The sequence below is a fragment of the Paenibacillus athensensis genome, assembly GCF_004514475.2.
GTDB classification, from domain to species: domain Bacteria; phylum Bacillota; class Bacilli; order Paenibacillales; family NBRC-103111; genus Paenibacillus_AL; species Paenibacillus_AL athensensis.
In genome coordinates, this window is the sequence record NZ_MYFO02000013.1 from 25,866 (window position 1) to 45,934 (window position 20,069).

The following is a 20,069-nucleotide window of genomic DNA, read 5'->3' on the forward strand; positions in this document are numbered from 1 at the left end:
GCCTCCTCATACCTAATCTTATGCTATTGTAGCAAATAAGGCTGCAACGTCCAACCTGACGAAGCAAGCGCGGGGTTTTTATTTTACGCTGTTGTCTTTGATCAGCTTTTCAATCTCGGCGATTTGTCCCGAGGTGAGCGTTTTTTTCGGCTTATGGCTCTTGATCGTATGCAGCAGCCTGTCCAGCTTGACGGTGGCAAAGGCCGGGCTTTTGCCGGTCAGCTTGCTGTGCGGATGCGTAAAACACAACACGCCCACGACATCGGCGTGCAGGTTGCTGCTTTTGAGCAGCTCCTTCATCACGAATTCATGCCGGTACATTTGCGAGGTCGGGTCCTCCTGATGGCCGCCTTTGCTGCGCTCCAGACCGTTTGACGTAAACGTAATGTCGCCGGACCAATGCTTGGAATCGATGTGGAACACACCGTTCGGTCCAACCACAATATGGTCGAACTCCTGCAGTCCGCCCCCGCCCCGCACCCTGCGGCTGTTCAGGACGCGGTATTCCTTGCCCAAATAGCGCAGCTGATGCGCCGTACTGCGTTCGCCGGCGTCGCCGTGTTTGGCTCCGGCCTTGCGCTTGCGGTAAATCTGGTAAACAACGTACAGCAGCGTGAGCACGACGGCCCCGCCAATAACCGGAACGAGATACGGGCGCGCATATTCGTCAATCTGCTCCCAATTATCCTTGAGCACGATGCCCAGATACACGTAAAGCAACGAATACGGAATTAGCGCTAGCCCCGTATACAGCGTGAAGCGTCCCAACGACATGCGGGCCATCCCGCCGGGTATGGAAATCGCGTGACGAACGATCGGCACAAACCGCGCGGTAAAAATCATGCCTGTACCGTAGCGGTTGAACCACGACTCGGCCACGTCGAGATGATGCTTTTTGATCAGCAAATATTTGCCGTATTTCTCCAAAAAAGGTCTTCCGCCGTACCGGCCGATCGCATACAGCACGATTTGCGCCAGCGTGCCGCCGATTACCGCGCATACAATGGCGCCAAGAAACGTAATTTCTCCTTTGGACACCAAGTACCCCGCATAGGCGAGCAGCAGCTCGTTCGGGATCACCTCCACCATCAGGCCGATAAAAATTCCCCAATAGCCGAGCCCCTCCAGGTACAACAAAATCTGGTGAATCAGTCCACTCATTCCTCCATCCACTCTCCCCGCAAAATAACCGGACCGGCTGTCCGCTTGTCTCTCATCCAGTCTATTCTACCACACACCCTTGCATGTCAACCACTTCCTGCCAAGCGGAAGTGCAGGACCATCGGCAAAATCGATTCATGCGCTGACAAGCCGCCGCATAGGATGTACCAACTTGACTGAACTGGGGGCGCGAACTGCAATGTCCAAAGTGTTTATTATCCACCGCCGGCATATTTTGCTGTCGGTCTGTCTGCTTGTGCTCGTGCTGGCGGCCATGCTGTACGGCGACAAGGAGCATGTACTGCCGGCCTTTTCCGCGGAAGCCACTGATACGGGACGGACCATTCAAATGGTCACGGGCGAATTCAGCTCGAAAACGAGCGACGGACGGGAAATTGAAGCGTATCGCTGGGATCCGGGCACGGTTGTGGTCAACAAGGGGGAAACGGTCAATTTGCACATTTACGGCGTGAACGGCGACAGCCATCCATTTGTCATTGAAGGGCTGAACGTAAAGGGCGAGGTGAAAAAAGGCCAGGAGACCGTCGTCACGTTCACCGCCGACAAGGCCGGCACCTACCGCATCATCTGCCTGACGCATGCCGATATGGCACACAACGGACCGATGGTCGGTTATATCGTCGTACAGTAATGGCAACTTGGGCGCTTGCGCGCCTGTCCGGCAAGTCGCTCCCCTCCCCTTGCCCGCATACACTGGCAAAGAGAGGAGTGACGGTGCGCGATGCAAAAAACGAATGAAAAGCACAAGCCGCAATTTCCGACGGCGCGGGGAATCCGCAGATCATGCGGCAAGGAGCTGTACCGGACCGCCAAACGGCTGAAAATATGGATTGCTCCGGAAAACATGCAGCAGGCCGAGGAGCTGTACGTCCGCAAGGTGATGCTGAACCTGCCTTACATTGTGGAAAACGGCAGCAACCGCAAGCTGCTCGCGGATTGGTGGGAGGAGCACGTCAGCCCGGAGATCGTTCCGCTGTGGAAGGTCGAGGCGGCAGAGCTGAACCGGGCGTTCCGCGACGCCTTTGGCGGTTAACGGGGAAGACGCTGTGTGATCGTCAGAAAAGCAAATAAAGCCGATTTGGGTTGACGCCTGAGTCGGCTTTTAAGATCGCGAATGATTAATGGAGTTGAACATGAATACCGTAAACCTTGATCTTGCTAATTGTTGCGCGACGCATCGGCCAATCGCTGAATGCGGTCCGATTCGTAAATGTGCGTGCCAGGCGGCCCGGCTTGCGCCGCATACACCATTGCCCGGGCCACGTCGGCAGCAGCAATGCCGCGATATTTGCGCAGCGGACCAACCAGCAGCCCGTTCAATGCGCCCATTACGACGGTAGCAAACCGTTCGCCGGCCCGATATTCCTCGCGCCGCCCAAGCAGCAGCGACGGGCGAAAGATGTACAAGCCGGGCCAATCCATCTCTCGCAGCCCCGTCTCGGTCTCCCCTTTTACCCGCGAATAAAAAATCCGCGAAGCGCTGCTCGCTCCCATCGCGCTGACGATCAGAAAACGGGCAGCTTCACGGCGTCTCGCCAGCTTGCCCAGCGCCAGCGGATAGTCGAAGTCGACCCGGCGAAACGCAGCCTGCGAACCGGCCGTCTTAATCGTTGTCCCCAGCGCGCAAAACACATCCGGCTGCGTTTCCCACGGCAGCGGCGTCTCCTCCAGCCGTTCGTAATCCACCTGCACCTCGGTCAGATTCCGGTGCGGCGTCAGCGTCCCCGGCTTGCGCACAAGCGCAAATACATCGGCGTAGCCGCCGTCCTGGACAAGCCGCTCCACCAGCGCCCGTCCGACAAGGCCGGTCGCCCCGGCGACAATCGCTGTTTTCTTTGGCTCCATCCCGCTTCCTCCTTTTTCAGCACCTGATGCAGCCAGCGCACAAGCCTGCATCGATGCAAATTGCTCCTCCGTCACGACGCGGCCCCGTACATAAGACAGCAGCCAGCTTCAAGCCTTCCTCCCGGTGCGCGGTGCGCCGTACGGCGGCTGTCGTCGACAATCCAGCTTCGCTCACACTTCCCAGTCCTCGCGCAGCGATTTGTACAAAGCAAGCAAATAAGCAATCGGATCGTCCAGCAGCTGCGGATGGTGATCATGTCCCAGCTTGGCGGCAAAATGCGCGGCAATCGGCTGGCTCCACCTGGCCAAAGATGGCTTGTGCATGACCGGCACGCGCTCGGCCCAAGCCTGCAGCAGCCGCCAATCCTCGGGTGAAATGCTTTCGCCGAAAGGCGCCGAGTCGCCCAATTCCGGCAGCCTCGTTGCCCAAAGCGCCAGCTCCTTGCCGATCAGGCGCTGCCGCTTGCGCCGTTCATCCTGCCGCTCCAGCACGACAATCGTGCCGGCCACCATATCGCCGAGCCGCTTGTCGCGTGAGCTCGCCAGCATGGCAATCGAGCCGATGAAATAGCCATACGGCAGCAAATCGATCAGTCGAAACAAATTGCGAATGATAATCGAAAGCACCGTCGCCGACTGGCCGTTGTTCTGCAAGACACGCAGCCCCAACACCCGCTTGCCCGGCGTTTGGCCGCCCATCAGCGCCTCGGTGCCGATCAGGTAGCCAACGTTCAGCAGCACCGCTGCAGCGATCAGGATCGCAAACGCATAATCGAAGCTCCACAGCAGTCCGTCCATCAGATGGGACACAAGCGACCAGGCCACAACCAGCAGCACATTCACCCCGGCCAAAATCATCCCGTCGATGAGATGCGCAGCGGCCCGGCTGCCCAGACCCGCCATCGTAAATTCGAGCTGTACCTGCTCCGGAGTTACAATACTTAGCGTGTGATCGATATTGTCGTTCATAGCATCTCCTCGTTCTGCGGGAATTATGGTAAGATTAGGGACATACACAAAGGGGGCCGGCTATGGAACCGTCGCGTTTTATCAAACAAAACAAGCCGCTGTGGACCGAGCTTGAAGAGATGCTCGGCGCCATCGGCAAAAGGCGCAAAACCGCCCTGCGCGCCGATCGGATCGACCGCTTCACCGAGCTATACAAAGCGGTTTCCGCTCATCTGGCCGCCATGCAAACGTATCGGCCGCACGATGAAACGACGCTGTATCTCAATCAGCTCGTCGCCCGGGCGCATAACTTGCTGTATAACGCCAATAACAGCAGCGTGACGCAGCTCAAGGATTTTTTTGCCGAATACTTTCCCAAGCTGCTGCAGGCCCGCCTGCCGTTCGTCGGCTTTGCCGCGCTGCTGTTCGTGTTTGGCGGCTTGCTGGGCTTTTTCGCCGTATGGCGCGATCCGCTCAACCTGCATCTGATCGTGCCGGAATCGATTGCCAGTCATATCGACCCGACCGCAACGGACCTGCCGCGCGACAATCTGCAAAGTCCGCTGATGTCAACCACAATTATGCTCAATAATATCCGCGTGGCGATTATGGCCTTCCTTTCCGGCATCACGCTGGGCGTCGGCACGATCTATCTGCTCGTTTTCAACGGCTTGCTGATCGGCGCGCTCGCGGCTGTCTTCATGCAAGCGGGCCAAAGCTATGTATTCTGGGCCTACATTTTGCCGCATGGCATCATTGAGCTGACGGCGATTTTCATTGCCGGAGGAGCGGGCCTGTACATGGGGTATCGGTTTTTCGTCCCCGGTCCCTACAGCCGCAAGCGCATGTTCCTCGAATCGGCCCGTGAATCGGTACAGCTGCTCATCGGCACGGTTCCCTTGTTCATCGTGGCCGGGCTGATTGAAGGCTACATCACGCCAGCTACGCTGCCACTGGCTGCCAAATACGGCGTAGCCGCCATCACGCTGCTGCTGCTCGCCGCCTACTACGTCTTCGGCACGATTCGCAAAAGGCGCCGTCAAGAGCAAGGCCAGTTGGCCGGCTAGTCGATAGACAGTTGAGAAGAGCGTCGGGCCGCTCTCCTAGAGCGCATCCTTCGCTTTTAATTCCAAATATACGCGGATGGCGTCGAGCGCCAGCCGATCGGCCGGGACGTCCAGCACGGGGATGCCCCGGCCGTTCATTTGCCGGACATAAGCGGCCCGATCCAGCGTGAATTTGTGCGCGACGCCCTGCACAAAGGCACTGCGGCTGTCCGCAGCCCGGATGTGCGTCCACGCGTGCAGCAGCGGATCGTTCAGCGACAGCAGCAGCAGGCGATGGCCGGCGCGCAGCTTTTGCGCATAAGCCGTCAGCTCGCGGTCGTACAAATAGCTCTCCATATCGGAAAAAATCACGATCAGCGAGCGCTTCTTCAAAACCAACAGCAGATGCTCCAGCGCCAGCCGGTAGCTCGACTCCACAAAATCGGCCCGCAGATCGAACACCGCACGCGTAAGCTCCTGCAAATGGGCAATCCCGCGGCCCGGCGGCACGAATACTTTGACCCGATTGGAAAAAGCAACCAGCGCGACCTGATCGCCCTTTTTCAACGCGACAGCCGCCAGCGTCAGCGCCGCTTCCAGCGTGCGGTCCAGCTTGATCTGAGCGTCCAGCTCCACGCCCATCAGCCGGCCGCAGTCGAGCAGCAGCGTGACGATTTTGCCTTTTTCCGGCTGAAACTGGTTGCTCATCAGACGCGCCGAACGGGCCGTCGCCTTCCAATTGATTTGACGCGGATCGTCGCCTTCGGCGTAGTCGCGGATATAATGAAAATCGCTGCCCGCCAGCTGCCGCTTGAACAGCCGGTTGCCGTCGAGAATCAGCGTGTCTTGTACGGAGGTCAGCACCCCGCGCACGCGCGACAGATCCGGGTAAATATCGATGCGGCTATTGACGTAGAGGCGCGTTTGCTTTTTCCAAAGCCCCAGTCCGCCCCAGTACCGCATATCGACCCATTGCAGCTCGTACGCGCCCCGCTCCAGCGCCATTGCCGTGTAATAAAACGTTCCCGAACCGCCCTCTACCGCTGCGCTCAGCCGGTTGCGCACCAAGCGAAACGACTGCGGCGCATCATCCTCCAGCTCGACCTGCACAAGCTGCCGCGCAGACAAGCGCAGCGTCAGGCCGATTTCGAACCCCTCCCTCACATCAGCTTGCTCAGGCATTGCACGAACGGCCAGCCAATCGGACTTGCGGGGCAGCAGCGCCAAATCGACCAGGCTGACCGCCGCCAGCAGCAGCATATAGCTCCAGAACGCCGCCAGCCCTGCGCCGAATTCTTCGGCAGCAAGCACCACGGCGCCTCCGGCAAGCACAAGCGCAATGAGCCGTCCGGTCGGCACAACCGCCAGACGCTGGGCCCAGCTAGCGAGGAACCGAAATCGTGCCGAGGATGTCCTGGATGAGTTGGTCACTCGTACCGCCCTCCAATTCCGCCTGCGGCGTCAGCAGCACCCGGTGCCGCAGCGCAGGAAGCGCTACAAGCTTGATGTCGTCCGGCGTCACGTAGGTGCGTCCCTCCAGCAGCGCCCAAGCGCGCGCCGCCATCAGCACGGCGATGCCGGCGCGCGGGCTGGCGCCCAGACGAACCCGCTTCGATTCGCGCGTCTGGCGGATCAATGTCGCGATGTAGGCGTATAGCGTGTCTTCGACAACGATGGCCGACAGCTGCTTTTGCATCACGCGAATGCGCTCCGGCGTGATGGCGGCGGCCAGCGGCTGCTCGCGCTCCTCCTGAAACGGCACGTGCCGGCGCAAAATCATAATTTCCGCATCCTCGTTCGGATAATCGAGCACGATTTTGAACAGAAAACGGTCGAGCTGCGCCTCCGGCAACGGGTAGGTGCCTTCATATTCTACCGGGTTTTGCGTCGCGATGACGAGAAACGGATCGGGCAGCCGGTAGGTGGTGCCCTGAATCGTTACCTGCCGCTCCTCCATCGCTTCGAGCAAGGCGGCTTGCGTCTTCGGTCCCGAGCGGTTAATTTCGTCAGCCAGCACGACGTTGGCGAATACCGGCCCCTTGATCGTCGTAAATTCGCTATTGTGCATATGAAACACCGCCGTGCCGGTAATGTCGCCCGGCATCAGATCGGGCGTAAACTGGATGCGGCGGTAATCGCCGCCGGTCAGCTCGGCGAGACTGCGGGCCATGCGCGTTTTGCCCAGACCCGGCACGCCCTCCAGCAGCACATGACCACCGGCCAGCATCGCCGCGACGAGGAGACGCGTATTCATCTGCTGCCCGTACAGGCGGCGTTCCATTGCTTCAAATAATCGATCCATCGGGGATCACTCCTTTTCGAGATATGCGATGATCTCGCCCAGCTCACGCGCGCGCTCCACGAACGCGCGCGCCGCGATCCGGCGGCGCTTCGGCGGAGCCGCCTCTTGGGAGCCGCCGCCCGGCAGCGGCTCTTGCAACAGGCGCACCAGGCGCTCGACCCGCGGCTTCGGCCAGCGGGCTTGCGCGGCGTGCGCCGCTTGCTCGGGGCTCGCCGTCAGGCTGAGCCCCCAGCGTTCGGCCAGCAGCCGGCGCAGCTGCTGCTGGTAGTGCGCGAGCGCCTCCTCGCGGGAGCCGAGGCGCTCGTACCAGCGGGCGACGGCGAGCAGCGTCTCGTCGCCCCGGCGCACCGTCCACGCCCGCGGCGTGTGGACGGGGCCAAAGCGCTTGCCCTGCTGCCACAGCCAAAGCAGCAGGGCAAGCGCCAGCAGTGCGCTTGGCAGCACGAGCCAAGCGGGGTAGACGGCGAGCAGACCGGGTCGCTCGCTCGCGGCGAAGCCGTGATGGCGTTCGTCGATCCAGACGGTCGCCGAGCTTTTCGCGAACAGCGGCCAAACGAGCTCGAAATGCGAGTGCTCGGCCAACTGGCTGTTCGTCAGCCACTGCGGCAGCAGCACGACGGTGACGCTGCCGTCGCCCAGCGGGATGCGGCTGGCCAGCACGCCGTAGGCATCCCGCAGCAGCGCTTCGGCGCCGTCAATCGGCAGCAGCCGCGCCGTTGTGGTCACAAGGCCTGTGTAACCGGAACCTTCGCCGGATGCCCCCTCGCCGGAGTAAATCGGCACGATGCCTTGTTCGGTGTCCTTTTTAGCAATCTGCCCGGAAGTCCCCGACCCTGACCCCGAATCCAGCTCCGGCTCCATGTCCGACTCGGGCGCAGCTTCCGAATCCGTTTGCAGCCAGTCCGCAAGCCCGTTCACCGGCTGCTCGGCAAACAACAGTAGATCATTGCCCTGCTCAACCCAACGCGTCGCTGCTTCCAGGTCCTCATCCGACAACGCATCCGGCTCAACAGCGACCAGCGCCGAGCCGCTGCCTGCAGGCAGCTTTTCCCAGTCCAGCCGCCATTCCTTCACGCGCGCCTGCTTGCGGGACAACAGCTCGCGCCACGCCTTCGTGCCGTCGACATCGGCCGAAAAGGACAAATACGGCGGCCGGTCGGGAGCGGCCGGTCGGGTAACGCCAAGCCCCGCCGCCACAAACACCGCCATGCAGATCAGCAAGCCGATCACATGCTTGTTGGCGCTTTTCACCGCTGTCCCCCTCCTTTGTCCAGCAAGCCGCCGACCTGCTCACGGAGCGCCAGCAGTCGCTCCTCCGTCGCTTCCTCGTGACCGTACCAGACCCGGTCAAACAGCAGCGAGCTTTCCCGGAATAACGTCGCCTCGGGCGCACTGCCCAATTCAGCGGCGTATTCCCAGTTCGTTTTCCACGTTTCCACCCGCAACCGGCCTTGGGCCTCCAAGTAAAACAACAACGCCAGATACACCTGGCGCAAGCCCTCGCGCCACGCGCCGGCCGCTGCAAGCTCCGCTGCCTGCCGCCAATAATCCTCATACGAGCGGCTCGGCTCCTCCTGCCGCCACAGCGCCGTTGCGCGATGACGCCGGTAACCGACCCATCGACGGCTGAACCAGTAAATCCCGAAGCCCGCCAAACCCAGCACGATCAGCAGCACCACATACGAGCCAAGCTGCCCCGAGCCGGGGGCAAAATGAAGCTCGGGCAGCCACGACCCGATTTTATTCAAAAGCTTGCCAAGCCAGCCCCACGAGCTCCCGCTATGCTCATGATGATAGACCGCATACTCATCCTGCTGCAAAATATCCAGCAACTGCTGCTTGTCGTCGCTGACCGACCCTGTTGCTCCGCTACTCATCGCCATCACGCTGTTTCCTCAAGTCGACAATCGGGGCCGGATTCGGCTCCGCACGGTCCGCGTTTGCTTGCACCGGCTCCCCGCCGGCCGCTTCACCGCTCGCAGGCTCCGAAACGGCCACTGTCGCAGTCGAAGTTGTACCTTCAGACAGTCCGTTCGGTTCACTTCCAGCCGCCGCTACTTCAGAAGCCGGGCCCCGAGCCGAATAGAATGCCGGGCCACTACCATTGTCCGCGTTTCGCGGACTGTTGACCGCCGCAGCTTCCGCCGGAATACCGGCCGCCTCCATCAGCTCGCGCAAGCCCAAGCCCTCATTGCGCACCTTCAAATCGAAATAACTCACCACATAGGGTAGTGCCCACATTGGTGCCATCACAAGCGAAGCCACCGTTTCCAGCAGCTGCACGACGGTCGACGAGCCCGTCCAATTGCCCAGCAGCGACAATAGCAAAACCAGCACCAGCGTAAGCGGATAAACAACCGCCGTCTGCACGATATACATCACCAGCAGCCGCCAAAAGCTGCGTCGGGTCAGCCGCCAGCTTTGCCCCAAGCCTACACTGACCTCGCCCAGCGCCACCCCCGGCAGAAAATACATAAAGCGGAAAATGAAATACAAAGCAGCGCAAGCACAGGCCAGACTGACGCCAACAATCAGCACAATCAAAAGCACGCCCATCACGCTTCCCGAGCCCGAAAAGCCCATGAGCAGCATCGAACCCGCACTGATCGTGACGAGCCCGCCAACAATCAGCAGAAAAACGCTCAAAACCATATATACGCCTGCCCCGGCCATTTGAACAAGCAGCGTATTGCCCAGCATCGGCCAAAACCTGCCCAGACCCGCCTTCAGCATCTGCCCCAGGCTCCGCTCGCCCTCCTGCAACAGATCCGCCTTTACCAGATGCAGGATGCCGGCCACAAATAACGGCATGCCGACGTTGAGGAACAAAGGAATCAGCACCAGCAGCAGCACCAGCACCCGCCACGGATCGATCCCGTCATTCATCGCGGCCATCCCGCCCAAACTGAGCGTATCCTCAACGGCATCCGAATCCGACAACCAATCGGACCAAGGCAGCAGCTCCGCGCTTCCCGTCCCTCTAAACAACAAATTGAGCAAGACATAAAAAGGCCCATACAATACCAGTGCCAGCAACATCAGCTTGACCCAATGCTTGCGATACAAGCGAAAGCTCCGGTCCAGCAATCGGCCGGCCGACAGCGGCCTTAGCTGTCCATTTATCATGTCCATCCCCCTAGAAATTGGAATCAGCTTCATTCTCAGCCTATTATACACCATGCGCCGCTCGCGCCGACATCTCTTTTTGAGAAATGGTCTCTTGTTCAGTGTCTGTTTTCCTGATCGCTGTGCCGGGACCAAATTAATTTTGCGGCATTGCGGTCCTCGAGATACACTTGTTCAATCTTATCAAAATTACCGTTAATGAGAATGTCCATTTTGCTAAATCTATAGAAAGCCGAAGACACTACGCCCACAATCTGTACATAAAGGCTGTGATCCTTCATGTAATAGCTGTAATTTTTATAGGCTGTAGCACTATCTGGTATAAATTCTCCTTGTATAACTATTTGGGAGCTATTTACTGCAGTATGCGCTACAAATATCCTATTCACGGCCATAATTTTTCCTATTAAAAAAAGGCGGGCCAATAACACCACTGCAACAACCAATAAAACAGCAAAAACATATCCAGACGTTCTGATTATGTGCCTTTTCATACATGACTCGTACCTTTCAGTTATTTCGTTCTTCTGTTAATTCCTAAAATATAACGCTATCATTAGCCCTGATATCTTTTGAATCTTTCGATAAACGGAGCAACAAGCAAAACCGCAAATATGATCATAGTCATTTGAACCACACTTATAATCTTATGATTTACGAGTATCATGGGAACGCAAACTAGCAAAAATAAAACAAATAGACTAAACCCGCGCAATTGGTAACTTGTTTTACAATGCTTGCAAGCTATCGTTTTCTTAAACGCAAGCGAAAATCGCTGCAACTGTAGCCACGTGAAACTGCTGCCACATACCTCGCACTTTGCCATACATACACCCCGCCTCTTTTTCTAGATAGCTCTTTCACAATCTTCAATTGAGAATAGCTTAAATGTCTATTTTACCATACAAAAATTAACTGCGCTGTAGGGAATCGTTGTCGCGTGGCTAGAGGCGATCCATGCCTTTATCTTCACACGAAGGTATACTACTCCCGTCTATGGACAAAAAAAACGCCCGCACCGACACTCCCCGTGTCGATACGGACGCTCTCAACCTCCCAAGCCCATCTTCCTATTCCGCGGTAAAAGGCACCGTCGCCCCGCGCCGGCTGCTCTCCAGCGCCGCTTCAATAATACGGATCGTTTGCAGCGCCTGTTCGGGCCGCACGATCAGCTCCGCCCCGTGTACAATCGCCTCGTACACGTTCTGGTAATAGCTCAGGTACGCGCCGGGGATCGTCTCGATCCGCCCCTGCACGTGCAGCTCCCCGAGCTGCGTATTCAGCGCCCCCCACAGCTCGGGAGGCTCCACGCCCCACCCATCGCTGCCGGGCAGAAGGCCTGCCTTCAACGCGGCCTCCTGCGGATCGAGGCCGTATTTCACGAACGAGCCGGTCGTACCGTGCAGCGTAAAATGCGGCCCGGGCTCGCGCACGAGCATCCCGGCCTGAAGCGTCGCCCGCAACGTGCCGTAATCGAGCGTCAGCTCAAAGAAATCGTCGGCGCCGGCGCCCTCGCGCTGGGTGCGAACATCCCCCCGCACCGCAGCAGGCAGGCCGAACAGCTCGACGGCTTGATCGATCAGGTGGGCCCCCAGATCGTAGAGAATGCCCGCGCCCGGCTGCGCCTTCTCGCGCCATGCTCCCGGCTTCAACGCATGTCGGAAGCGGTCAAAATGCGCCTCGTACTCCACGAGGCGGCCAAGCAGCCCGTCCTTCACCACTTGGCGGATGGTCAGAAAATCGCCGTCCCAGCGCCGGTTCTGGAACGTGCTCAGCACGCGGCCCCGCTCCCGGGCCAGCGCGATCAGCTCGCGGGCTTCGTCCGAGGTAATCGTCATCGGCTTGTCGACGACCACATGCTTGCCGCGCTCCAGCGCTTGCTTCGCCAGCGCAAAATGCGAGTCGTTCGGCGTCGCCACCACGACCAGCTCAATATCCGCATCGTCCAGCAGCTCGCCCGCATCGCGAACGATCTCGACCTGCGGATAGCGCTCTTTTGCCCGTTCGCTGCTGCGCTCCACCACCGCTTTTAACTCAATACCCGGCACGGCCGTCAGCAGCGGCGCATGAAACACCTGGCCCGCCATGCCGTAACCGATCAGTCCGGTACGCAATTTTGTCGTCATCCTTATTCAACCCCTATCGTCATAAAATCGTTTATACACCGCAAACACGCAAGCACGCGGGCCATAAACCGCAGCAGGCCGCAATCTCGCGATAAGCCCGACAGATCAGCTTCAGCCCACGTACCCTATGTTCGAGCTTACAACGCCTCACCGGCGCTCCACCGCACGCACTCCCGCAGCACCTGCTGAAAATGCGGATCGTTCAGCCCCTCCGGCTTATGCGCGGGCGTCAGGCAGCAAACGCGCCCCGCTCCGGCCGCATGCCGCCAGCCGGCAATCGCTTCGCCATCGCGCGACGACGAGCGCAGAAACACCTCGGTGTTCGCTTCGTCGCAAGCGACGAAATAATGCTCGTCGGAGAACGCAAACGTGGCTCCTGAATCGATCAAGGGTTCGGCCCCTGGATCAGCCGAAGGCTCCGCTACTGGATCGCCCGAAAGCTCCGCTCCCAAATCGCCCAAAGGCCCCGCTCCCGAATCGCCCGCAAACTCCGCACCGCCAACGCCATAAGTAACGACACTGTGCTGCTCGGGATGATGCAGGAAATAGCCCCGCAGCAGTCCCGTATAAGCGCCGTCCACCGGATAGGACGCCAGGCCCGAATGCCAGGCCAGCCAGCCGCCGCCGGCTTCCACATACCGGACAATCGCCGCCTGCAGCTCGTCCGTCATCCACGTATCGACCTGCGCGTCTTCGGGATTCAACCGATCCTCCTTGAACAAAATCACCGCATCCGGCCCGCTCGCCAGCGCCTGCGCCATTTCCTCGGCCCGATAATAGTCAATGGACAGCGCGCCTGAAGCCAACGCTTCGGCATGTGCAGCGGCCAGCGCCTCGCGAATCGGTCCCTCCGGATGATAAAAATCACCGATAACTGCTGCTATACGACTCATCTGACAACCTCCCGAACGAACGCTACAGCGGAAGAGGAGCGCCCGTATGGTCAACGAACACCGCTTCTCCTTGTACGTCGCGATTTTCGATTAAACGCAAAATGCCTGCCGCCGCTTCGGCCGGGTCACCGGGGGCCGCTGCGCCGCCCATGTCCGTCTGAATCCAGCCGGGATGCACCGCGTACACCTTCGTGCCCGCCTCACGCAAATAGGCCCGCAGCTGCAGCGAAAAATAATTCAGCCCCGCCTTGCTCAGCGCATACGGATAATCGCCGCCATAAGCTCCGGCCGTACTGCCGGCCTCGGAGCTGATATTGACGATAACCGCCGTACGGCGCTCGGCCACAAGCGGCAGCACATGCTTGACCACCAGCAGCGGGCCGAACAAATTGACCGTGAATGACGCCTGCAGCTCGCCCAGCTCCAGCTCCTCAATCGCCGCTTCCCGGCCCAGCAGCACAGCCGCATTGTTGACGATGGCATCCAGCTTAACGCCCTGCGCCGCCAGCGCTCCGGCCGCAGCGGCAATGGACGCCTCGGACGTGACATCCAGCGCCACCGGCCGGATCAACCCCTGATACTGTTCGCACGCCGCCGCCATACCGGCTGGATCACGCACGCCGGCCCACACTGTATGCCCACGCTCCGCTGCCGCCAACGCAAGCGCCAAGCCCAATCCACGGCTCGCGCCGCTAATAAAAATATGCATCCCATCAGCCTCCTGATCAAGCTCCAGCTGCGAGTCAGAGCGCCGTCACCAGCCTCATCTCTACAGCGCTCCGCAAGCAGCAATTTCCCTCGCCCTGAAGCTGTGCGTCATTGCTCTCTGTTATGAAAAAAACCGGCGGCGGTTGCCCGCTCCGCCGATTCCCGCGTTCGGTCGTCCCCTCCTCCATGTTACACCCGAAGGGACGGCAAATCAAAATTTACGGCCAACCCGGCAGCCTGCGACTAGCTCTTGTCGTTCTCCAGCAGCTCCAGCATCACCTTCAACTGCGGCACGGTATCCATATAGGCGTAACGCCCGCCGGTGTACTCGCCTTTTTGCAGCAGCGCCATGCCGTTTCGCTCCATCACCGCAACCTTCTCCTTCATGCCCTCGATCACAAAGGCGATATGATGCGGACCTTCGCCGTCGCGGTCAAGACATTCGCGCCATGTGCTCGGATGCTCGTCCGGCTCAATCAGCTCCAGCTGCAAGGAGCCCATATCAAAAAAAGCCAGCTTGGCCCGCGCCTCCGTCGAGCTGCCTTGAAATTCCGTCTGCGCCTTGTCGACGGTATCAGTCCAGAACCATTGCGGCTTGTCCACGCCAAAAAAATCGGCATACGCCTGACTCGTCTTCTCGATATCGTGGACGAGCAGTCCGATTTGAGCGATTACGTTCGTACCCAGTACATTTTTTTCCATATCAAAAGCACCCTTTCATCTTGTAAATGGATGGAGCATTCCCAGCATCTATCGTGCAAGCCGCAAGCGACATGAACGCGCGTTCATTTCTTTCAAAAAAAGAAGTCAGAGCTTCTTGCAAGACTCTCTGACCACAAGCTCGGACTGAATGTCCGCACGGTGGAATTCCCGGGCACCCTGTTCGATATTTTCGATCAACAGCCGGGTCAACTGCGTCATCATTTTATCAAAATCCATCCGGAACGTCGTCAGCGGCGGCTGACACCGGGCGCTCAACGCGTGGTCGTCAAAGCCGAGCAGCGACATGTCCTGCGGAACGCGAACGCCGCACTCCTCCAACGCGCGCATCACGCCGAACGCCACCGTATCGTTAGCGGCAATCAGCGCCGTAGGCAGCTCCTTGACACTGCGGACCAGATGCATCGCCGCCTCGTATCCGCTCGATTCATTGAAATCGCCGGGCAGCACCCAATCTCCGCGCACAGCCAAGCCGCGCCGCTGCATCGCCCGCACGAACGCGTCATATTTGGCCGGTCCGGCAAAACGCTTCATGTCGCCGTTGATAATCCCGATATGCCGGTGACCGAGATCGGCCAAATAATCGACCGCAGCATGGACACTGCTTTCATAATCGAAATTGACCAAAACCCGGTTCGGCTCATTGCGTCCCGGCAAAAACTGGTCTACAATAGCTACCATAAAGCCTTCCGCGACCAGTTCCTCAATGAACGGCTCATGATTGGCCGCGCCGATAAAAATACCCCCATCGACTCTGCGCTGATAGAACGTTTCCTTGACGCCGGTCGCCTGCTTGGGGTCCTGCGGATTGCGCACGATATGCGTCAGCACGTAATAGCCGTGGGCCGAAGCATTTTCGATAATGCTGGCGATCATCAGGTTGCTGACAATGTCACTGGATACCCGGCCCGCACCGATGAAAAACAAACCGAGCGTGCGCGTCTTTTTGCCTGCCAGCACCTGAGCCGACAAATTCGGGTAATAATTGTGCTGCTGAATGACCTTCATGACCTTGGCCCGCGTCTTCTCCGGCACGTTCGGATAATTGTTGATCACCCGGCTTACCGTACTGCGGGATACCCCGGCCAGCCTGGCGATTTCTTCGCTGTTCGTCTCTGTTTTTTTCAAAATCAACAAGCCCCCATCTTTCCGTGAACGCGCGTTTATGAGCTTTATTATAACGTGAAGCCGTTTTCAGTGTCAATGAAAATCGACACCCTCGATCCGCGCGCGCGCCGCTCCCCCGACGCGACATCATCCGTCCGACGGCTGTGCGAGCCGTAGCCCCCCACGCCAAAAACCGCCCCAAAGCCGTCACAGGCGTCGGGGCGGATGGCGGATACGCCTTATTTGCTTCGGGTTGCCAGCCGGGCCGCCAACACGCGCAGCAGCTCCTGCGGCGAATCGACGATATAGTCCGGCGAACCGCTGCGCAGCAGCCGAACATCGTCGTAGCCCCATGTCACCGCCGCGATCGGCATGCCCAGCTTGCGGCAAGCTTCGATGTCGCGCAGCTCGTCGCCCACATACATCGCTTGTGCCGCGCGCAGCCCGTGGCGCTTCAAATATTTGCCGATCGCATGCTGCTTGCCGAGCAGCGGCTTGACGGAAATCACCTCGCTGAACGCATCGTCCATCCGTCTTCCTTTGAGGAACGCCCGGATCGTCGCTGCCGAATTGGACGAAACAATCGACAGCCGCCCGCCCAGCTCCAGCAGCCGTCCGACCGTTTCCCGCATGCCGGGCACCGTGTGCAATCGGCTGACGTTATCGTGATAGCGTTGCTTCGCCGTTACGGCCAAACGGGGAATTTGCACGAGCGGGACACGCAGATGGGCAATGCGCTCGCGCGTCGAAAGTGTGCGCAGCAGCTGCAGGTCGCTTGCTTGTATCGAGCGAAAGCCGTGTTCGGCGGCTATATCATTGTAAAGCTGAACGATCAGCGCTCGCGAGTCGACCAGCGTCCCATCGAAATCAAATAACAGATGGCGGCGCATCAGCTGTCCGATTGCAGGAACAAGCCCGGACCATCCAGCGGCACTTGGCGTACCTGATTGCTGGCGAATTCCTCCAGCGGCTGGAGCACGATGTGCGGATTGCCGATATCGCGCACGTCCTCCCACACGCAAGCCACGCCGCGTCCTCCCGCATCCCCCGCAAACATTTTACAGCCACTGCAAAATTGCTGCTGCTGCTGCCCATCCAGCTTCACAACCTTATTGCGCAAGCAGCAATAAATCTCGTTATCCGCGCTGCGCACATTGATATGAGTAATCAGGGCCATCGCTTCTCAACTCCTTGCAGCACATGTTGGGTGTAATAGTAAGTGTATCGTCCCCGTATACATCGTATGACTGAATTTTGCCGGGTGAACCAACATTTTGATGACAAGTCGCCCGTTTCGGTTACAATAAGAGAAAAACCTATGGAGGATCTGGTATGCAAAACATTTCGCACTACGCGATCCCGATCGCGCTCGTTGCGCTCATCGTCTATCGACGCAGCAAACGCAGCATCGGCTTTCAAAAGCTGCGCCCCGGACGGTTGAAATTCCGGCTCGTCGTGTTCGGCCTCATCGGCCTTTTGATCCTCTCCGTCGGCTTCATGCATCCGATCCATTTTATCGCTTATGCGCTTGGCCTCGGCGCCGGTCTTCTGCTCGGCCGCGAAGCGATCCGTCACACCCGCTTCGAGCAGCGCGTCGACGGCTGGTACGCCCGCACCCATATCTGGGTCGAGCTCACTGTATTGGCCCTGTTTCTCGGCCGGATCGCCTACAGGATCATCGCCATGATGACAACGTCTGCGGGAACAACAACGATGAACCCGAACGATCCGATGCAAATGACGCGCGACCCGTGGACGGCCGGCATTTTCTTCGTCATCATTTCCTACTATATGCTGTATTACGGCTACCTGCTGCGCGAGGAGCGCAAGCTGGAGAAAGCCGCCGTTCCGGCGGAGGTGGAGAATCCTGCGTGACAGCTTGGGTACTTGCGTGATTCGCGTAGAGCGATGCCGGCCTTACGCGTAGCTGGCTGGCCTGACAATTCGATAAGAATCTGCCGCGAGCGCGGCGCATGGCGCGGAGTACAATGACGCTTGACCCGGAACAGATGCAGTCGACGACTCCGCCGTTGTGGCGCACACGGCTTGCCGAAATAAATCCTCTGCCATGCCAACAAGCTTCCCGTTCCGCCTATCGAATATCGCCTCACTTCAAGCCGACAGCCTGCTGTACAAGCGCGTCAGCTCGGAGCGAAGCGCATTCGCGCAGGTGGATAAGGAAGCTTTTTTTTGCCGGGTAGCCTTTGCTTGCCGCTGAAGCTGATCGGATCGGTGCGTCGGGAGCTGCGGTTGTTTTGCTGATATTGGTTGGCTAGTTAGAGTAATAGGTAGGATCATCGTTTAAGATCGTTTGAGGTGGACCGTATCATAAGTGAGGCGAAAAGTTGACGTTGCTTGCTAGCGGATTAAATTGTATTTGTGTTACGCTTTGATAATTTAAGAAAATGGAAACCAACCACTACAATCCATGCGTAATAAGACATTATCAGAAATCGACCGATAAGACCTGCATAAACACCAGGACCAAATGCACCGTCTCTAGGCAGAAAGAACATGAAAGCAAACATCAGTACTAGCATAATACATGAAGTGACCAACAGTCTTGTTCGAACAATCTGCCATGCCTTATGTCGAACTAAGGCTAAGCTTATCAAAAACGCCGCGATCGGGGTATAATCTAAGGATGCTCCCAAAACATGCATTTGGCCGCTAAATGTGGCTTTGTTCTGATAAATAACAATGGGATCCGTAACAAATATTCCGGCAATGAATAACCCGGTTGCGCTCATTAACAAGATGATCAGGCTGATGTAAATCATTATCGAACGTAGCTGTGAAACGATGACAATTCCTATAGACACTAGACTCAGTGCGATAAGATAAAAACAGAGATGCATCAACCAACCGAATTTTCCGAGGGCGTATTCACTGATAAACCGCCAGGTCGGATCAAATTCACGCTCTAAAACATGCAGGCTCGCCAGAATGATGATAAAGAGTGAGCTTGTCAGGATGGATAATTTAGCAGCTGAGACAGAAATGCTCGAATACGGCTTAGTAACGTTGTTTATTTCGCTCATGTCGTGCCCCCCTGTGAGTTGGTTCGAATCATGGTTGATTCGTATCCTCCACCTGGATAAACCCAACGACCTGAATTCGTATTGCCATCCTTACTCCAGATGCCTTTATAGTAAGCTGGCGAGCCTATTTCACCGCCCCAGATGGTTAATGAATTCTCATCGACCTCATATGTGTAATCAAATGTACTGCCGTGATTGTCGTATATACGTGATTTCAAATACTCACTTGGTGATTCTGCAAAGAAATCCTTCGTAAAGCCGATGATCTCTATTCCTTTAATGTTACGACCATTATGGATAAGATTAAACCGTTGAATGAGGAAGTAACCCCCATCCATCCACTCATAGGAGATCTCTCCGTCAATTTCAGGACCCCTAACTTTCCAATGACCTACCAATCTTTCGAGACATTCGAGGCCGGGATACGGATGAATCTGCTTCTCAGCTCCAGAAGCATTAGGTTTCTCCATATAAATCCCTCCATACATTTTGGGTTAGCAACTTGTAAAATACATTCCTCTATGCAGCCAGTGATACCCTAAATGGAATGCTTATTCAACAGGAGAGCGAACCGATCCATGAGTTCAACAATCCCTTCAGTCATCCCTGATTGAAGCGCTCCGTCGCGAATCTCGACCGAAGGATATATTGTTGTTTCCGTGAGGTTTGTTCTATTGCCCGGCAGTTCATCGAATGTTACCGTGACTAATCCGACTGCAGGAACGCCTTCGAATTCATAGGTATGTACTAGTCGTTCAGGCAAGAGTACTTCGTGAAAAACTCCGTTGTATGCATACTTGTTACCTTCGGAATCCTGACTGATGTATCTCCAAATGCCTCCCTTCTTCGCTTCTAAGCTATCAACCATCGTACTCATTTTGCTCGGTCCCCACCATTCAGGGATATAAGCGGCATCTGTCCACATGTGGGAAACAAGCTCGCGGGGAGCCCCGAATACGCGGTTTATAATCACTTCCTGTTTATTGGGTTCCGCAATTATTGTTGTTTTGGACATGTTCCATTCT

General features: G+C 57.5%; 22 protein-coding genes and 1 pseudogene. 4 read left to right on the forward strand and 19 right to left on the reverse strand.

Annotated elements, in window-relative coordinates:
• Positions 1–78 precede the first annotated feature (78 nt).
• Together B5M42_RS20040 and B5M42_RS20045 are read right to left on the reverse strand one after the other, a co-directional pair.
• Complete coding sequence (locus B5M42_RS20040; protein ID WP_329959340.1) at positions 79–591, reverse strand: nuclease-related domain-containing protein; 513 nt, start codon at positions 589–591, stop codon at positions 79–81.
• Positions 574–1,161: pseudogene (locus B5M42_RS20045) on the reverse strand (DedA family protein); the annotation flags it as partial. The pseudogene B5M42_RS20045 and the gene B5M42_RS20040, both read right to left, overlap by 18 nt.
• Before the next feature lie 199 nt (positions 1,162–1,360).
• Here B5M42_RS20045 and B5M42_RS20050 point away from each other — a divergent pair.
• Positions 1,361–1,813, forward strand: a complete 453-nt coding sequence (locus B5M42_RS20050) for a cupredoxin domain-containing protein (RefSeq protein WP_134753467.1) — start codon at positions 1,361–1,363, stop codon at positions 1,811–1,813.
• Between the two features lie 90 nt (positions 1,814–1,903).
• Positions 1,904–2,215 (forward strand): dehydrogenase, encoded by a 312-nt coding sequence (locus B5M42_RS20055; RefSeq protein WP_134753469.1) that lies wholly within the window; start codon positions 1,904–1,906, stop codon positions 2,213–2,215.
• 125 nt (positions 2,216–2,340) lie between these two features.
• On the opposite strand, the gene B5M42_RS20060 is transcribed toward B5M42_RS20055, so the two are convergent.
• Positions 2,341–3,027, reverse strand: coding sequence for an oxidoreductase (locus tag B5M42_RS20060; RefSeq protein WP_134753471.1), 687 nt, complete (start codon positions 3,025–3,027; stop codon positions 2,341–2,343).
• A 171-nt stretch (positions 3,028–3,198) separates the two neighbouring features.
• Positions 3,199–3,996, reverse strand: a complete 798-nt coding sequence (locus B5M42_RS20065; protein WP_134753473.1) for an RDD family protein — start codon at positions 3,994–3,996, stop codon at positions 3,199–3,201.
• Between the two features lie 62 nt (positions 3,997–4,058).
• Here B5M42_RS20065 and B5M42_RS20070 point away from each other — a divergent pair, with 62 nt between their 5' ends.
• Positions 4,059–5,042 carry a stage II sporulation protein M gene (locus tag B5M42_RS20070; protein ID WP_134753475.1) on the forward strand — a complete coding sequence of 328 codons (984 nt, stop codon included), beginning with the start codon at positions 4,059–4,061 and terminating at the stop codon, positions 5,040–5,042.
• 36 nt (positions 5,043–5,078) lie between these two features.
• Here the strand turns inward: B5M42_RS20070 and B5M42_RS20075 are convergent, their stop codons facing one another.
• From B5M42_RS20075 to B5M42_RS20130, 12 genes are all read right to left on the reverse strand, one after another.
• Positions 5,079–6,452 (reverse strand): DUF58 domain-containing protein, encoded by a 1,374-nt coding sequence (locus B5M42_RS20075; RefSeq protein ID WP_134753476.1) that lies wholly within the window; start codon positions 6,450–6,452, stop codon positions 5,079–5,081.
• Positions 6,403–7,323: an AAA family ATPase gene (locus tag B5M42_RS20080; RefSeq protein ID WP_134753478.1), complete on the reverse strand. Its 921-nt coding sequence runs from the start codon at positions 7,321–7,323 to the stop codon at positions 6,403–6,405. The genes B5M42_RS20075 and B5M42_RS20080 overlap by 50 nt, the downstream gene beginning before the upstream one ends.
• 6 nt (positions 7,324–7,329) lie before the next feature.
• On the reverse strand, positions 7,330–8,574 hold the full coding sequence (locus B5M42_RS20085) for a DUF4350 domain-containing protein (RefSeq protein WP_134753480.1): 1,245 nt from the start codon (positions 8,572–8,574) through the stop codon (positions 7,330–7,332).
• Complete coding sequence (locus B5M42_RS20090) at positions 8,571–9,206, reverse strand: DUF4129 domain-containing protein (RefSeq protein ID WP_134753482.1); 636 nt, start codon at positions 9,204–9,206, stop codon at positions 8,571–8,573. The genes B5M42_RS20085 and B5M42_RS20090 overlap by 4 nt, the downstream gene beginning before the upstream one ends.
• Positions 9,193–10,449 carry a hypothetical protein gene (locus tag B5M42_RS20095; protein WP_134753484.1) on the reverse strand — a complete coding sequence of 419 codons (1,257 nt, stop codon included), beginning with the start codon at positions 10,447–10,449 and terminating at the stop codon, positions 9,193–9,195. The genes B5M42_RS20090 and B5M42_RS20095 overlap by 14 nt, the downstream gene beginning before the upstream one ends.
• A gap of 1,070 nt (positions 10,450–11,519) precedes the next feature.
• On the reverse strand, positions 11,520–12,575 hold the full coding sequence (locus B5M42_RS20100; protein WP_134753486.1) for an oxidoreductase: 1,056 nt from the start codon (positions 12,573–12,575) through the stop codon (positions 11,520–11,522).
• Between the two features lie 137 nt (positions 12,576–12,712).
• Complete coding sequence (locus tag B5M42_RS20105; RefSeq protein ID WP_134753488.1) at positions 12,713–13,468, reverse strand: ThuA domain-containing protein; 756 nt, start codon at positions 13,466–13,468, stop codon at positions 12,713–12,715.
• A gap of 22 nt (positions 13,469–13,490) precedes the next feature.
• Entirely contained in the window at positions 13,491–14,177 is a 687-nt protein-coding gene (locus B5M42_RS20110; protein WP_134753490.1) for an SDR family NAD(P)-dependent oxidoreductase, read from the reverse strand.
• Between the two features lie 242 nt (positions 14,178–14,419).
• Positions 14,420–14,878: a VOC family protein gene (locus tag B5M42_RS20115; protein ID WP_134753492.1), complete on the reverse strand. Its 459-nt coding sequence runs from the start codon at positions 14,876–14,878 to the stop codon at positions 14,420–14,422.
• Between the two features lie 105 nt (positions 14,879–14,983).
• A complete protein-coding gene (locus B5M42_RS20120) occupies positions 14,984–16,024 on the reverse strand; it encodes a LacI family DNA-binding transcriptional regulator (RefSeq protein WP_134753494.1) in 1,041 nt (346 codons plus the stop codon).
• A gap of 218 nt (positions 16,025–16,242) precedes the next feature.
• Positions 16,243–16,893, reverse strand: coding sequence for an HAD hydrolase-like protein (locus B5M42_RS20125; protein ID WP_134753496.1), 651 nt, complete (start codon positions 16,891–16,893; stop codon positions 16,243–16,245).
• Positions 16,893–17,180: a hypothetical protein gene (locus B5M42_RS20130; protein ID WP_134753498.1), complete on the reverse strand. Its 288-nt coding sequence runs from the start codon at positions 17,178–17,180 to the stop codon at positions 16,893–16,895. Before B5M42_RS20130 ends, B5M42_RS20125 begins: the two co-directional genes overlap by 1 nt.
• A 155-nt stretch (positions 17,181–17,335) precedes the next feature.
• On the opposite strand from B5M42_RS20130, the gene B5M42_RS20135 reads away from it, so the two are divergent.
• Positions 17,336–17,878: a hypothetical protein gene (locus B5M42_RS20135; protein ID WP_134753500.1), complete on the forward strand. Its 543-nt coding sequence runs from the start codon at positions 17,336–17,338 to the stop codon at positions 17,876–17,878.
• 491 nt (positions 17,879–18,369) lie between these two features.
• On the opposite strand, the gene B5M42_RS20140 is transcribed toward B5M42_RS20135, so the two are convergent.
• From B5M42_RS20140 to B5M42_RS20150, 3 genes are all read right to left on the reverse strand, one after another.
• Complete coding sequence (locus B5M42_RS20140; RefSeq protein ID WP_134753502.1) at positions 18,370–19,044, reverse strand: DUF998 domain-containing protein; 675 nt, start codon at positions 19,042–19,044, stop codon at positions 18,370–18,372.
• Positions 19,041–19,514 (reverse strand): hypothetical protein, encoded by a 474-nt coding sequence (locus B5M42_RS20145; protein ID WP_209280719.1) that lies wholly within the window; start codon positions 19,512–19,514, stop codon positions 19,041–19,043. Before B5M42_RS20145 ends, B5M42_RS20140 begins: the two co-directional genes overlap by 4 nt.
• A 68-nt stretch (positions 19,515–19,582) precedes the next feature.
• Positions 19,583–20,059, reverse strand: a complete 477-nt coding sequence (locus B5M42_RS20150) for an SRPBCC domain-containing protein (RefSeq protein WP_134753504.1) — start codon at positions 20,057–20,059, stop codon at positions 19,583–19,585.
• Between the last annotated feature and the right edge of the window lie 10 nt (positions 20,060–20,069).

Excerpts from the sequence above, each read along its gene's own strand:
- B5M42_RS20055 (WP_134753469.1), top strand. The coding sequence starts at position 1,904 with ATGCAAAAAACGAATGAAAAGCACAAGCCGCAATTTCCGACGGCGCGG.
- B5M42_RS20065 (WP_134753473.1), bottom strand. The coding sequence starts at position 3,996 with ATGAACGACAATATCGATCACACGCTAAGTATTGTAACTCCGGAGCAG.
- B5M42_RS20090 (WP_134753482.1), bottom strand. The coding sequence starts at position 9,206 with ATGGCGATGAGTAGCGGAGCAACAGGGTCGGTCAGCGACGACAAGCAG.
- B5M42_RS20105 (WP_134753488.1), bottom strand. The coding sequence starts at position 13,468 with ATGAGTCGTATAGCAGCAGTTATCGGTGATTTTTATCATCCGGAGGGA.
- B5M42_RS20130 (WP_134753498.1), bottom strand. The coding sequence starts at position 17,180 with ATGGCCCTGATTACTCATATCAATGTGCGCAGCGCGGATAACGAGATT.
- B5M42_RS20110 (WP_134753490.1), bottom strand. The coding sequence starts at position 14,177 with ATGCATATTTTTATTAGCGGCGCGAGCCGTGGATTGGGCTTGGCGCTT.
- B5M42_RS20070 (WP_134753475.1), top strand. The coding sequence starts at position 4,059 with ATGGAACCGTCGCGTTTTATCAAACAAAACAAGCCGCTGTGGACCGAG.
- B5M42_RS20145 (WP_209280719.1), bottom strand. The coding sequence starts at position 19,514 with ATGGAGAAACCTAATGCTTCTGGAGCTGAGAAGCAGATTCATCCGTAT.
- B5M42_RS20135 (WP_134753500.1), top strand. The coding sequence starts at position 17,336 with ATGCAAAACATTTCGCACTACGCGATCCCGATCGCGCTCGTTGCGCTC.
- B5M42_RS20095 (WP_134753484.1), bottom strand. The coding sequence starts at position 10,449 with ATGATAAATGGACAGCTAAGGCCGCTGTCGGCCGGCCGATTGCTGGAC.
- B5M42_RS20150 (WP_134753504.1), bottom strand. The coding sequence starts at position 20,059 with ATGTCCAAAACAACAATAATTGCGGAACCCAATAAACAGGAAGTGATT.
- B5M42_RS20060 (WP_134753471.1), bottom strand. The coding sequence starts at position 3,027 with ATGGAGCCAAAGAAAACAGCGATTGTCGCCGGGGCGACCGGCCTTGTC.
- B5M42_RS20080 (WP_134753478.1), bottom strand. The coding sequence starts at position 7,323 with ATGGATCGATTATTTGAAGCAATGGAACGCCGCCTGTACGGGCAGCAG.
- B5M42_RS20115 (WP_134753492.1), bottom strand. The coding sequence starts at position 14,878 with ATGGAAAAAAATGTACTGGGTACGAACGTAATCGCTCAAATCGGACTG.
- B5M42_RS20140 (WP_134753502.1), bottom strand. The coding sequence starts at position 19,044 with ATGAGCGAAATAAACAACGTTACTAAGCCGTATTCGAGCATTTCTGTC.
- B5M42_RS20100 (WP_134753486.1), bottom strand. The coding sequence starts at position 12,575 with ATGACGACAAAATTGCGTACCGGACTGATCGGTTACGGCATGGCGGGC.
- B5M42_RS20125 (WP_134753496.1), bottom strand. The coding sequence starts at position 16,893 with ATGCGCCGCCATCTGTTATTTGATTTCGATGGGACGCTGGTCGACTCG.
- B5M42_RS20050 (WP_134753467.1), top strand. The coding sequence starts at position 1,361 with ATGTCCAAAGTGTTTATTATCCACCGCCGGCATATTTTGCTGTCGGTC.